The sequence below is a fragment of the Segatella maculosa DSM 19339 = JCM 15638 genome (genome assembly GCF_000382385.1).
Lineage (GTDB): Bacteria > Bacteroidota > Bacteroidia > Bacteroidales > Bacteroidaceae > Prevotella > Prevotella maculosa.
This window is the reverse complement of record NZ_KB908326.1, coordinates 18,267-32,882: the sequence shown is the minus strand read 5'-3', so window position 1 is coordinate 32,882 and position 14,616 is coordinate 18,267. Positions and strand designations below refer to the sequence as shown.

Genomic DNA, 14,616 nt, shown 5'->3' with positions numbered 1-14,616 from the left:
AACAGACAAATGAAAACGAACATAAAAACCATTTTGATGTTGATATGCGCCTTGTTTGCACTCAACACGGCGTTGGTTTCTTGCGAAGACTACTTGGATAAGGAGCCCGACTCAACCGTTTCGCCCGACGATGCCTTTGTCAACTTCCGCAATTTCCAGGGTTTCGTGGAAGAAATCTACAATTGTATCCCCGATAAAGAGAAATGTAACTGGTGTCCGTCGTGGAATTGGGGCGATGATGAGGTCTTTAATCCCGAGGCCGACAACCGAATGACGCATCAAGTTGACCTTGGTAACTTCCGTGCATGGGAGACTACGGGTAACTGGCTCTATAAGACAGGGAGCAATCCCACCTCAACCAACAAGTTTGAACACTCGCTTTGGCCACACGCATGGTACTGTATTAGAAAGGCAAACCTTGGCCTGAAGAAGCTCGACAAGCTGGTTGCGGCTTCCAAAGAAGAGAAAGATATGATCGCAGGTCAGCTTTATTTCTTCCGTGCTTGGTGGCATACGGAGCTCATGCAGTACTTCGGAGGCCTCCCTTACGTTGACGTTTACTTGGATGCCAATGCAGAACTCAACCTTCCGAGGCTTTCTTACCAAGCTTGTGCCGACAAGGCTGCGGCCGATTTCCGCCGAGCTGCCGACCTGCTTCCCGTCAATTGGGACCACACGAGTGCAGGGGCTGCGACGCAAGGAAAGAACGATTTGCGCATCAATAAGGTCATGGCCCTTGGCTATCTGGGTAAGACTTACTTGTGGGCGGCAAGCCCTTTGATGAAGAACGGGGCGCAATTGGGGGCCTCGAAGAACGGGAAAACCTACGACTATGACCAAGCTTATGCCGCGAAAGCGGCCGAAGCCTTCGGTGAATTGCTGAACCTGACGGAGTCGGGGCAGGCACCTTACGCGCTGGCCCAGTTCAAATATAAGGACATTTACAACCATGAGAGGGCCTCAGGTGCCACAAGTTGTTTCTCAGACATCTTCTATACGACCAAACAGAACTGGAAAATGCCCGGCTCAGTCGAGGCTATTTTCCGCGGACCTTCAGCAGATTATAACGGATCGAACTGGAATACGTCCAAAGTATTCGGGCCGAAGGTCGATAAAGTCGTTGCCCACGACAACGTAATCCATCAACCTACGGCCAATCTTGTAGAGATGTACGGCATGGCTAACGGCCTTCCGATCACCGATCCCGCCTCGGGTTTCGATCCAAACCACCCATTTAAGGACCGAGATCCACGCTTTTACCACGACATTGTCTTTGATGGTTTCAAGTATCTCAATGGAACGCCCGGCCAATATGCCCGATTACAGTATTGCGAACTCTTCACCGGAGGCAGCATGCGCCCTGTGGCAAACGCCAGCCGGACAGGATATTTCATTCAGAAATTGGTGCCCCACACTTGCAATGAGGTTGACAGAACCTATGATTGGGGCGGAAATCTGCACTGTTATCTGCCTTATATGCGACTCGCCGACATCTATTTGATGTACGCAGAAGCCTGCGCTGCCGTGGGAGGTGCCACGGGTAAGGCCTCTAATTTCAATAAGACGGCCGCCGATGCCATCAATACACTGCGCGATCGTGTAGGGGCTGGCCATGTAGGGAGCGCATACTTGGCCGACAAAAACAGGTTTATGGACGAAGTCCGCCGTGAACGTGCCGTCGAACTCTCCTTTGAAGGCTTCCGATTCAACGACTTACAGCGATGGTTACTCCTTACGGAAGCTCCCTATAATGAGAAGTATTCGCAGGAATTCGACCGTGTTGAGGCCTCTGATTTCTACAAGACACACGACCCAAAGGACGCACGTGTGGCCAATTACCGCAAGGAATTGATTCTCACCCGCGACTTCGATACGAAGCATTATTGGTTCCCTTTGCCCATCAAAGAGGGCTATTATTATCCCGAACTCTATCAGAATCCGGGTTGGTGACACCATCGTTTTACGTTTATTTCCATCTACCGACCGACAAAAAGAAATGAGACCGAAAACCAATGAAAAGACCCTTCGCAGCCACCTGTGCCCGAACCGCGAAACAAGTTGGGCCACACTGCGTTGCAAAATGGGCCATATTGCGCGCCAATATCAGCCATTTTACACGGTGAAATGGGCCATATTGCACGGTAAAATGACCCATATTGCAAGCCGATGTGCAAGGCATTGGTTATCAAGCTGCTGCACATCGAAAGACAAGGGCTGCAGCGTTGGTTCCGTTTCTTGCTCGTCCGCGGGACGTTTCTCTCCAAACAGGCCGTCTCCGTCTGCCGGAAATCTATTTTAAGTAGCACAAAACAGAAGAAAAGACCCTATGAATCTGAAAATCAAATCATGTAAATCGAAGTTCCTGCTGGCAGGTCTTGTTGCGTTGGTTCCTGTCAGCATCGACGCCAAGGCAGCCACAACGCCTGCGAACGACACGGCCGATGCCAATAAGGAAATGGTGCAGGTGACCTATCGCAAGGTAGGCAGGCGGGATATCCTTGGCGGTGTGGCCGTTGTTGACGTGGCCCAACTGTTGAAAAAGAACTACATCACCTACAGTCTTGACAACATGCAGGGCTATATCGGCGGTTTCAACGGTAATTCCCTTTGGGGAATGGACAGCAACAACGCCGGTTATCTGGTGTTGGTTGACGGTGTTCCCCGCGATGCCACCAACGTTATGCCGAGCGAAATCAGCCAGATCACCTTCCTGAAAGGCGCACAGGCGGTCGTACTCTATGGCAGTAAGGCGGCCAAGGGTGCCGTGCTTATCACGACAAAGCGCGGGAATAACGACGGACTGAAGGTAGAAGTGCAGGCCAACACGGGCCTGAACGTGGCGAAATCTTTCCCCGAATACCTCGGTTCGGCAGAGTATATGACGCTCTATAACGAGGCGCGCGCCAACGACGGCCTGGCTCCTCTCTATTCATCGACCGACATTTATCATCATGCTTCGGGCCTTAACCCCTATCGTTACCCTAATATCGATTATTATTCTTCGGATTATATCCGCAAGATGTACGCCCGTCACGAGGCAATTGCAGAGATTAGCGGTGGCGGAAAGCTTGCCCGCTTCTACAGTAACATTAATTACTATCGCAGCGGCGACTATTTTAAGTTCGGAGAAGCCCGTAATAACCATGTTTCTCGGTTCAGTGTGCGTGGCAATGTCGATGTAAACATCAGCGACGACATCAAGGCTTGGGTCAATTCCAATGCAACTTTCTACGATTCCAGCACGGCTAAGGGCGATTATTGGGGCGTTGCGTCGACGATGCGGCCCAACTTCCCACAGAACGCCTATCCTTTGATACCGAAAGACATGGTAGATCCGCATGCAAAGGCCGCATGGGACTTGCTGGGCGTAGCCAAATTGATTGACGATAAGTATTTCCTTGCGGGTTCACAGGCCAATGCTTCGTCGCTGTTCGGCGATATTTATGCCGCAGGAAAGCGCAAATGGACAAGTCGTCAGTTCCAGTTTGACACGGGACTTAACATCGGTTTGGGGAAAGTATTGCCGGGATTGTCTTTCGAAACACGCTTCGCCGTGGACTATGCCACCGCTTATACGACATCGTTCGACAACAGTTATGCCGTTTATATCCCCACATGGTCGCATCATAACGGCAAGGACGTCATCGTCGGACTGAAGAAAGAGGGCGAAGACAAGCGTTCGGGCAATCAGAACATCAGCGGCAGCACCGATAACCAGACGATGTTGTTCGCAGCGCAGCTCAACTACGCCAATACCTTCAGCAACGTGCACAATGTTTCAGCCATGTTGATTGCCTCAGGCTACCAACAAGCGAAGTCAGGTCAGTATCATAAGACCTCAAGTGCCAACATGGCGTTCGATGCTTCCTATAACTTCATGCAGAAGTATTACGCAGATTGGGGCCTGGCGGCCATACATTCGGCGCAATTAGCACCCGGTCATCGCGAGGCTTTCTCCCCTTCTCTGACGTTAGGTTGGCGACTTAAGCGTGAAAGTTTCCTGAAAACGGTCGATGCCATTGATGATATGATGCTGAGTTTTTCGGGAAGTATCATCAATGAAGACATTGATTTGGCCCGCGGAGACGTGCGTTACTATCTCTATAAAGGCATTTGGACATCGGACGATGGCTACAATTGGTATGATGGTTCGCAAGACAAGTACACCTATTCCAAGCGAGGTGAGAACGAAGACCTTGGCTTTATCAAGCGCAAAGAGCTTTCTTTGAGTCTTAAAACCTCGTTGTGGGGGCACTTTGTTACGCTTGATGCCAACTTCTTCATCAATTCCATGGAGGGCTATCTCATTGATTCGCCCACCTTCTTCCCCTCACATTTGAACACAGGTTACCCCAAAGGGTCTTTCATGCCCGTGCTGAACTACAACAACAACCGCCGCATTGGCTTTGATTTCGCCCTGAACTTCAACCGGAAGTTCGGCGAAACGGATCTCTCACTCGGCCTTACTGGCACCTATTATGACACGAAAGCCACGAAGGTTGATGAGAATAACGTTGAAACCTATCAGAACCGGCAGGGCAAACCGATAGACGGTATTTGGGGATATCGGTGCGCCGGCTTCTTCCAAAGCGAAGCTGAGATCGCAACATCGCCCGACCAAAGCAAGCTCGGCAGCACCGTCAGGCCCGGCGACCTGAAGTATGTAGACGTAAACCATGATGGTAAAATCGATAACTACGACCAAGTGTATCTTGGTAAAGGGGGATGGTATGGTGCTCCTTTCACTTTGGGCGTGAACTTCACGGCCAAGTGGCGCGGTTTCACGTTCTTTGCGCTCGGTGTGGGCAACTTCGGCGCGCATGGTGTGAAGAACTCCTCCTATTATTGGGTGCGTGAGGCCGGCAAGTACTCTGCCGTCGTTCGCAACCGTTGGACTCCTGCCACCGCAGCTACGGCAACTTACCCCCGACTATCGACACTTTCGGGCAGCAATAACTTTGTAACTTCCGACTTTTGGCTGTATAAAACCGATGCATTCCGCTTGGCGAAGGTTCAAATCACCTATGATTTGCCACGCCGTTTGTTTGGTTCGACATGGGTGAAAGGCTTGTCTGCATTCGTCAGTGGGGCCAATCTGCTCACCATTTCGGGCGAGCGTGAGGTGCTGGAGCTGAATGTTGGCAGCGCACCACAGACACGTTACTACAATATCGGGGTGAAAGCGACTTTCTGATGAAATGAAATTAAAAACAAAAGCTATGAAAATAAAGAAGCTATTCCTATTGACGGCATTGGCATTCAGCTTGGTTTCGTGTTCCGATTTGTTTGAGCCTGCACAGGAAAACAACCGGGGTTTGGACGAAATCTACAACGAACCGACTTATGCCCAAGGGCTGTTGGGCTATGGATACGCCATGTTGCCCTACAATACCAAGAGCGTGACGGACGTTGCCACTGATGATGCGGTGAGTAATGACCTGTCTAACGGTTATTTGAAGATGGCCACGGGTGCTTGGGCAGCCAATAACGACCCGATGTCTCAATGGACCAATCGCCGGGCCTGCATACAATACCTGAATATTTTCTTGGAACAGGCAGACAAAGTGAACTGGGCTAAAGACGAAAAAGCCCGAAAGATGTACTGTGATAGCCGTAAAGGCGAGGCTTATGCCTTGAGAGCGCTCAACATGTACTTCTTGTTAATGAACCATGGTGGCTGGGATGCCGATGGGAAACTGCTCGGTGTGCCGAACTTAACGGCCTCAGAGAAACCCTCGGATGACTTCAATAAGGCGCGTAACACGTTCCAAGAGTGTCTCAATCAGATTTATAACGACTTGGAAGAAGCCGGGAAATTGCTCCCACTCGACTATAACGACCTGACGAACGACGCCGATGTTCCGGCCAAATATAAGGCCATCGGCGTTCAGACGGCAGGCGAATACAATCGCGTTTTCGGCGCAATCATGCGCGGACGTATCAGTGGTCGCATTGCAGAAGCCATTTGTTCGCAGGCCTCTTTGCTTGCTGCCAGTCCGGCATTTGCTGCAGGTACGACCGTCAACTACGCCAAAGCGGCCGACGATGCAGCCAAAGTGCTCGACCGTATAGGCGGCGTGAGCGGCATATCGCCCACGGGTAACAAATGGTTTGCACAGACTTCGGAGATTGATAACCTTGGATCGGGTGCCGTTCCACAGGAGATTCTTTGGCGAGGAAGCCGTACAAACGGTGATGAAGACTGGAACCTTGGTCTGAATCAAGAGGCCGATAACTTTCCACCAAGCCTTTATGGCAAGGGAAGAATCAATCCGACGCAGAACTTGGTCGATGCTTTTCCGACCGTTACGGGCTATCCCATCGCCGATAGTCGTGGAGGCTATGATGCCGGTAAGCCTTATGAGAACCGCGATCCACGCCTCGATATGTACGTTATCCATGATGGCAGCAAGTATAAAGGAAAGGAAATCAAAACCGATATCACGACCACTGGCAACGATGATGGCTTGAACAAGGTGAGTAATTCCACGCGAACGGGTTACTATATGAAGAAACTTCTGCGCGAAGATTGCGACCCTAACCCGAATTCCAAGAACGCTAAGTATCACTATCCCGTGTATATTCGCTACACAGAGCTGTTCCTTAACTATGCCGAAGCAGCCAATGAGGCGTGGGGTCCCAAGGGTTCGGGGTCGCATGGTTATTCTGCTTACGATGTCATCAAGGCCATTCGCGACCGTGCAGGGATTACCGATGTGGCCTATCTCAATGAGTGTGCGTCCGATAAAGGCAAGATGCGCGAACTGATTCGCAATGAACGACGCCTCGAACTCTGCTTTGAAAACAAGCGATTTGCCGACCTTCGCCGTTGGAAAGCACCCATCGACGTGGCTGCCGGTGGCGTGCAAATCAAGAAAGATGGCGGAACAACGACGTATAAAGCCTTCAAAGTGGAAGACAGAAACTATAAGGAGTATATGTATTATGGGCCGATTCCGCAGACAGAAATACAAAAATGGACGAACCTCCACCAGAATAAAGGCTGGGAACTGAACAACAAATAACGCTTAAACTTCAAGAAAATGAAAGTAAACAACTATATCTCAATCACCTTGATGGCTGCTTTCGCCTTGGTTCTTGGCGCTTGTAAGAACGGAGAACCGGAGTTCCCAGACTACGAAGGCGGCACTTCTGTGTACTTTGCACGCCAAAATGTCGTGCGTAATATCGTGCTGGGGAACGATGAAACCAGGGATAATACCGACGATAATAACCATGTTTTCTATATTGTTTCAACGATGGGAGGGGCCTATCACGGCCGGAATATCACGTTGGAGACAGCAGTTGACAACTCACTTTGCGACCATCTCTATTTCGAAGATGGAGTTACGCCCGTTAAACCCATGCCCGAGAGCTATTATACCATTCCTTCAACCACCGTATCTTACAACGGAAGTTTCCAAGGACGCTTGCAGGTGAAGCTGACGGACGCGTTTTTCAACGACCCAGACGCTGTAAAAGAGACCTATGTTATCCCGATCCTTATCAAGAATCAGGTGGGAGCAGACCGCATTCTTGCCGGAACGCCAACGATAAAAGGCGCAACTCCCCCAAGAACAAAGGCGAGTTCGTGGAACATTAAGCCCAAGGATTACGTGCTTTATTGCGTGAAATACATGAATAAATGGGCCGGATTCTATCTCCGTCGCGGCGAAGATAAAATCACTGTCAATGGAAATACGACGACAAAAGTAAGGAAAGGCGCCTCAATAGAGAAGGATGAGGTGTGTCAACTCACGACAATGGCTTTGAAAACGTGCCTGTTTCCGGTCTCTGTCAACAAGACTGTAAAGGACATTCACGGCCATGATGTCGTTCAAGCTGCGACATGTAGGCTGAAACTCACGTTCGATGAGAACGGAAATTGCACGGTTTCTTCCGCAACGTCGGGCATGACAGCCACCGGAACGGGTAAGTTCGTCGTGAAGGGTGCGAAGATGGCTTGGGGAAACAAGGATCGTGACCAGCTTACACTCGCCTATAAGGTCGACTTCGGCGATAATGTCACGATGGAAAGCAAGGACACTTTCGTTGCTCAGACGCGGGGTAATACGAACGGTGTGATTACCTTTGCCCCGCAGTATAAGTAACTTCCTTTCGGGAAATAATAAGAACAAGATGATGAAACTAAGGAAATTGAATATCGGTTTGGGAATAATCGCACTCGCAGTCTTGGCTTCTTGCGCCGAAGATAAGTTCTCTACATACACAACCGACATGCCCCAGGACTTGGCCGACTATCAGTATCTGAACGATTATGAGCCTTTGAAGAACTATATCGAGCAGGCTAAGGCGGCAGGGAAGTGTAATCCAGACTTCAAATTGGGCGTGGCATTGGAGGCAACTGACTTCAATAAGCGCGAATTAAGCTATAGTTTGGCGGCAAGTAACTTCATGGAGCTGACCACTGGCAATGCAATGAAGTACGCTTCTTGCGTGAAAGAAGACGGAAGCATGGACTTCTCAACGGTAAAGGAGTTCGTTTCCAACGCAAAGGAGGCCGGACTGACCGTCTATGGTCATACGCTTGCGTGGCATGCCCAGCAAAACAACAAGTATCTCAACAAACTGATTGCCGACAAAGAGCTTCCTCCGGCTTCAGACAACCCGGGATTGGTCATCAAGGCAGGTGCACCCAAGGCCAATGTCTGGGATGCTGAGATCTATTATGACTTAGATGCACCGCTGAAAGCCGGGAAAACCTACAAACTCTCATTGAATGTAAGAGCAACGAACGCAGGAAAGATAGACTTTTGGCCGGGAAAGAAGAACGGAACCGACACACAATACGGGGCAGGTTCCATCATGTTGACCAACGATGCGGCTGACCATACACTCTCTTTCACGCCAAATGCCGACATCGAACGGCTGAGGTTCTGTTTCGGAAAGGTGGGCGGCACGATTTATTTCGACAATGTTGTGTTGAAAGCACAGGGCGACAGCAAGAACCTTATTGTAAATTCGACGTTTGATGGGGAAGATTTGTCGCATTGGACAAAGGCTTCGTGGCAGGATTTCACTTATGCGAGAGGCAATGTGGCGGCCGCCGCATCTGTCGACATTGAAACCGAGGTCTATAAGCAGACATATACGGACGGACCTTTCCCCTTTTACAATATGGGTTGCACGCCTCCTGTCGTCAATGGGAGCATTCATTTCGTCCCAACGGGGGCTTGGTCGCAGTTCTTTGTGGCTACGGGTATTGCGCTGACCGAGGGGAATTACATGCTTCATCTTGACCTTACGGCTTCCAAAGCGGCCTCCGGTGTGCAGCTGACCATTCAAAATGGCTGGGGAGCGAGCGCACAATCGATTACCCTTAGCGTTCCCGTTGAGGCGGGACATCACGATGTGAAGCTGTCGGTTCCGGGCATCGTGGGTGGTAATTACGATGTAATTCTCAAGCCACAGACGGCAGATGCCACGCTTGACTTAAAGACAGTAAAAGTTTGTTCGGTGAAGAAAGCCAACGCTGTTCCGCTTACTGACAACGAGAAAAAGGTCATTCTGACGACAGCCATGGGCACATGGATTGACAAAATGATGGAAGCTGTCGACGGTTACGTGACGGCATGGGACGTTGTCAATGAACCTATCTCCGGAAAAGACAAGGATGGCGACGGATGGTACGACCTTCAGTCGGCTACGCGCGGCACTGTGTCGCCTGATGACGCCAAGAACAACTTCTATTGGCAGGACTATTTGGGCGATATCGACTATGTCCGGACGGCCGTTGCTGCTGCCCGTAGGTGCTTTGCTGCCCATAATGGTGATGCCGCTAAGCTGAAACTCTTCATCAACGACTATAACCTTGAGTCGGATTGGGACGACAACAAGAAGCTCAAAAGCCTGATTCATTGGATTGAAGAATGGGAGAAAGACGGCAAAACGAGGATAGATGGCATCGGAAGTCAGATGCATGTGTCGTTCTCGGCCGACCCTAATACGCAGAAGAAAAAGGAAGAACATGTGGTGAAAATGCTGCAACTGATGGCCAAATCGGGTAAGCTCGTCAAGATTTCCGAGCTGGATATGGGCTATAATGACGCTGCGGGACAGCCTATTATGACTGAAAATCTGACGGAAGAGCAGCATAAACAGATGCGTGACTACTATAAATTCATCGTCGGACAGTACTTCAAAATCGTCCCATTAGCCCAACAATACGGCATTACACAGTGGTGTATCACGGACGCTCCCAAGGGTTCAAGCTGGCGAGGTGGCGAACCTACGGGCCTATGGAACGCCAACTTCCTCCGCAAACATACCTATGCCGGCTTCGCAGACGGCTTGCGTGGGGAGTGAAAAGCCCACCCCCAGCCCCTCCCAAGGGAGGGGAGTGCGGGCTTGCGGAGGCTTCCAAACAACATAACCTATGTCATTCTATGCAGGAAAGTGATGTCCGTGACTGCCAAACGCACAATGCGCAGGGCCTCGGTCACCCATAACAACAAAATCTTTTTAAGGCATACCGACGTCAGTTTCCTGCTTCCAATCCCGTTTTTTCTTTGATTGAGTCCTGTTGTTCTTCAAATAAAAGTCGTAATTTTGCAGTCATAAACATCGTAACCTATGTACGACGAATGGAATAAAATGTTGTGCGGAGCACCTTATAATGCCACCGATTCGTATTTTTATGAGCGACTTCTCAAGACAAAAGAGTTGATTCTGCACTACAATCAGCTGCCTCCCAGCGATTCAAAAGGTCGTGAAAAGGCCCTTAAAGACCTTTTCGGGCACTGCGGAGTAAGGCCCGTTGTCAACTCACCTTTCTGTTGTGACTTTGGTTGCAACATCAGTATAGGCGACTATTTCTTTGCCAATTTCTACCTTACCATACTTGATGAGGCGAAAGTCTCCATCGGAAATCATGTCTATATAGGCCCCAACGTGAGCCTATATACCGCTTGTCACCCCACAGATCCAGTGGAACGGCGTAACGGAATAGAGTGGGCTTGCCCCATAACCATTGGGAATGATGTATGGATAGGGGGCAGTGTGACCGTCCTTCCGGGCGTAACCATCGGTCATGGCAGCACGATTGGGGCCGGTTCGGTGGTCATTCAGGACATTCCCGACGGCTCGGTTGCCGTGGGAAATCCCTGCCGTGTGGTCAAAACGGTGGCTTATTCGTCGGCCGATGCCCTGCAAAACGCCTCGCAGGAATAAAGTAATGGGACGAAACTTAGCGGCATCAACGGGCAGACACGTTGAAGTTAACGTCGCAAGCATAGAATAATGAAACGAAATACAGGCAATATAAATGATAAAAAGTAAGGAAAAATGAACCCGATAAAAGCTTTTCTTTGCGCCGTTTGCTGCCTTTCGGCCTCCAACGGTATGGCTTCAGGCAACCCAAATGGCGCACCCAAGCACAGGGCTTTGCAGGCGAGCTTCGGTGGAACGACCCTCGCTGACGACACATCCGACGGACAAGACTTCTATATGGGCGACGAAGAAGGCAACTATTTCGCCCTTTCGGCCGACTATTATCTCAATCCTCACCTCGCTTTGACAGGTAACCTCTACTACGAACAGGACGGTATTGCCACGCAATATGCCGCAGGTATCGGGCTAAAAAAGGTGAATATGCTCGGTCTGGAGGGCGGCATCAAGTGGTATTTCTGCCCACAAAAATGGGTTGTTCAGCCTCATATCGGTGGCTTAATACAGACAAATTTCCTCAATTTGAAGCGTATGCAAGGCAGTGAAACCCATGTGTTGCGACAGGCATATCCCGGCAGTCACGTCCAAATGAACTACGATGTGCAGTGTCCAGCCATTGGCCTGAAACCTAAAATCGGCGTGGATATCCGTATCATCAGTTCCGTTTCGCTCTGCTTCGCCTACGACATCGGCTTCGGATTGGGCGGACATCACCGTGCCAACATGCGGTTTCTAGACCTTCCGTTCACGGGGCAAACATGCCAATATCAGGCAGACAACATTCGGACAACTGTCAGTTTGGGACTCAAAATTGACTTCCCGATGAGGCCAGTCTCCGGAAAAACGGTCAACAACCTATTCATGATTCTAAGCGCATGGCTTGAATCCAAGTCGCAGAACCGCTCAACTTTCTCCCATGGCTCATTTTGATTTCGAACTATTCCGGCAGGAAGTGGCGAATATCGTCAGCCAAATTCCGCGCGGATATGTGCTCACCTACGGTCGGATAGCGCGTCTCTCGGGCTATCCTTTGCATGCCCGTCAGGTGGGACGTGCGCTACACGGCATGACCGATAAGGCCATTCCGTGCCACAGGGTGGTGGACAGTGTGGGTCGAACTGCCCCTAACTGGCCCGCTCAACGGACACTGCTCGCTGCTGAAAACGTGTGCTTCAAGGCCAATGGTAACGTCGACCTGCGCCGTTCGCAATGGGATTACGAGGCCGAGGAAGTCTGATTCGGAACCGATCGCCGCAAAATTAAAATTCAACACGCCTTCTCCTCGTTTTTTATTTCAGCTATATTGCGCGCTAATCTCAGCTATTTTAGCGTGTAATATAGGTGATATTGCACGGTAAAATGGGTGAGATTGGAATGTAGGAAGTAAGTAATTGGTTTTCAATATAGCCGACATCTTTTCTTTGATGAGCTTATGCAATAAGTTTTCCCACTCGTTATGGATTTTCAATTGAATTGAAACGATTTCCATCTTTGTTTATTTTGTTCCGCCAACTCGTCCGAAAAGCCGGCCGAAACGCAAAAAAAGACCTTGCAACGGTTGCCCATTGCAAGGTCTGATAACTGTGGTCTCCGTGCTTCCCTCCATTGAAAAGGGGTGGAGGAGACCTCGAATTGAATGCTTAGAGCTGCGGACCTGCGGCTACGAGTGCCTTACCTGCAGCGTTGCTCTCATACTTTTTGAAGTTCTTAATGAAGCGAGCAGCCAAGTCTTTAGCCTTTTCTTCCCACTGAGCAGCGTCAGTATAGGTGTCACGTGGGTCAAGAATGTTTGTTGCAACGCCTTCGAGCTTCGTAGGAACAACGAAATTGAAGTATGGAATGGTCTTTGTTGGAGCGCTATCGATAGAATGATTCAAGATAGCATCAATGATTCCGCGCGTGTCGCGAATGGAAATGCGCTTTCCAGTGCCGTTCCAACCGGTGTTGACCAAGTAAGCCTTGGCGCCGCTCTTATTCATCTTCTTCACCAATTCCTCTGCATATTTCGTCGGATGAAGCTCAAGGAAGGCTTGACCGAAGCAGGCAGAGAAGGTCGGTGTGGGCTCTGTGATGCCGCGTTCTGTACCAGCCAACTTGGCAGTGAAGCCTGAAAGGAAGTAGTATTTGGTCTGTTCTGCGCTCAAAATCGATACAGGAGGCAACACACCGAAAGCGTCTGCAGAAAGGAAGATCACCTGCTTTGCAGCCGGACCCTGCGACAATGGACGCTGAATGTTCTTGATGTGGTAGATAGGATAAGAAACACGGGTGTTCTCGGTCACGCTCTTGTCGGTGAAATCAATCTTTCCTTCCTTGCTAACCGTTACGTTTTCAAGCAGAGCATCGCGGGTAATGGCACCGTAGATGTCTGGTTCTGACTCCTTATCAAGGTTGATTACCTTTGCATAGCAGCCACCTTCGTAGTTGAAGACGCCCTTGTCGTCCCAGCCATGTTCGTCGTCTCCGATGAGTTTACGCTTGGGATCGGTAGACAAAGTGGTCTTTCCTGTACCCGACAGACCGAAGAATATAGCGGTGTTCTCGCCATTCATGTCGGTGTTTGCAGAGCAGTGCATCGACGCCATGCCCTTCAATGGCAAGAAATAGTTCATCATTGAGAACATACCTTTCTTCATTTCGCCACCGTACCATGTGTTGATAATCACCTGTTCCTTGGAAGTTACGTTGAAAACAACAGCTGTCTCGGAGTGCAATCCCAGCTCTTTCCAATTCTCAACCTTGGCCTTTGATGCGTTGTAAACAATGAAATCGGGCTCTTGTTCGAAGTCGGCTTCGCTCTGAGGACGGATAAACATGTTGGTTACAAAGTGAGCCTGCCATGCCACCTCAACGATAAAGCGCACCTTCATGCGTGTATCTTTGTGGGTACCGCAGAAACCATCTACGACAAAAAGACGCTTATTGGACAGCTCTTTCTTTGCAATCTCTTTCACAGCAGCCCATGCTTCCTTGCTTGCACGGTGATTATCGTTGTGATATTCCTCAGAATCCCACCAAACGGTATCGTGTGAAGTCTCGTCATCCACGATAAACTTGTCCTTAGGTGAGCGACCTGTGTAGATACCTGTCATGACATTGATGGCGCCGAGCTCTGTTTCGTGGCCAACCTCAAAACCTTCGAGACCTTCTTTCGTCTCTTCATTGAACAAAACTTCGTAAGAAGGATTGTAAAGTACCTCTTTGGTACCTGTAATACCATACTTTTCGAGTACGGATTTGTCAAACTTTGCCATTTTTCAAATGTATTTAAGTTGTGAAATATAAGTTTGTATACGCTTCAATTTTAGCTTTTCCGACGGCAAAGATAAAGAAAAAAAATATAGCTTCCAACTTTAGGTGCGTAAAAATATGGGCTCTTCAATCCTTTTAGGTTAAAGATATTAAAAAACAACGGCATGGAAACGGATT

Annotated in this window: 9 protein-coding genes; 8 read left to right on the top strand and 1 reads right to left on the bottom strand. The window is 49.6% G+C overall.

Translation table 11 applies throughout. The annotated features are described in order from the left end of the window. Positions 1–9: 9 nt before the first annotated feature. The 8 genes from H164_RS0108150 to H164_RS0108110 all read left to right on the top strand — a co-directional run bounded on the left by H164_RS0108150 (position 10) and on the right by H164_RS0108110 (position 12,424). Entirely contained in the window at positions 10–1,950 is a 1,941-nt protein-coding gene (locus H164_RS0108150) for a RagB/SusD family nutrient uptake outer membrane protein (protein WP_019968157.1), read from the top strand. 376 nt (positions 1,951–2,326) lie between these two features. After that, complete coding sequence (locus H164_RS0108140) at positions 2,327–5,194, top strand: SusC/RagA family TonB-linked outer membrane protein (RefSeq protein WP_019968155.1); 2,868 nt, start codon at positions 2,327–2,329, stop codon at positions 5,192–5,194. Positions 5,195–5,219: 25 nt separating this feature from the next. Further along, on the top strand, positions 5,220–7,025 hold the full coding sequence (locus H164_RS0108135) for a RagB/SusD family nutrient uptake outer membrane protein (protein WP_019968154.1): 1,806 nt from the start codon (positions 5,220–5,222) through the stop codon (positions 7,023–7,025). Between the two features lie 18 nt (positions 7,026–7,043). Continuing rightward, the gene (locus tag H164_RS0108130; RefSeq protein WP_019968153.1) at positions 7,044–8,111 is read left to right on the top strand and encodes a DUF5627 domain-containing protein; all 1,068 of its coding nucleotides are present in this window, start codon (positions 7,044–7,046) and stop codon (positions 8,109–8,111) included. 31 nt (positions 8,112–8,142) lie between these two features. After that, on the top strand, positions 8,143–10,326 hold the full coding sequence (locus H164_RS0108125; protein ID WP_025830131.1) for an endo-1,4-beta-xylanase: 2,184 nt from the start codon (positions 8,143–8,145) through the stop codon (positions 10,324–10,326). A 267-nt stretch (positions 10,327–10,593) separates the two neighbouring features. Continuing rightward, the gene (locus H164_RS0108120) at positions 10,594–11,190 is read left to right on the top strand and encodes a sugar O-acetyltransferase (protein WP_019968151.1); all 597 of its coding nucleotides are present in this window, start codon (positions 10,594–10,596) and stop codon (positions 11,188–11,190) included. A gap of 114 nt (positions 11,191–11,304) precedes the next feature. Next, positions 11,305–12,117, top strand: coding sequence for a hypothetical protein (locus tag H164_RS0108115; RefSeq protein WP_025830132.1), 813 nt, complete (start codon positions 11,305–11,307; stop codon positions 12,115–12,117). Then, positions 12,104–12,424 (top strand): MGMT family protein, encoded by a 321-nt coding sequence (locus H164_RS0108110; protein WP_019968149.1) that lies wholly within the window; start codon positions 12,104–12,106, stop codon positions 12,422–12,424. Before H164_RS0108115 ends, H164_RS0108110 begins: the two co-directional genes overlap by 14 nt. 403 nt (positions 12,425–12,827) lie before the next feature. Here the strand turns inward: H164_RS0108110 and pckA are convergent, their stop codons facing one another. Next, on the bottom strand, positions 12,828–14,441 hold the full coding sequence (pckA, locus tag H164_RS0108100) for a phosphoenolpyruvate carboxykinase (ATP) (RefSeq protein ID WP_008564374.1): 1,614 nt from the start codon (positions 14,439–14,441) through the stop codon (positions 12,828–12,830). Between the last annotated feature and the right edge of the window lie 175 nt (positions 14,442–14,616).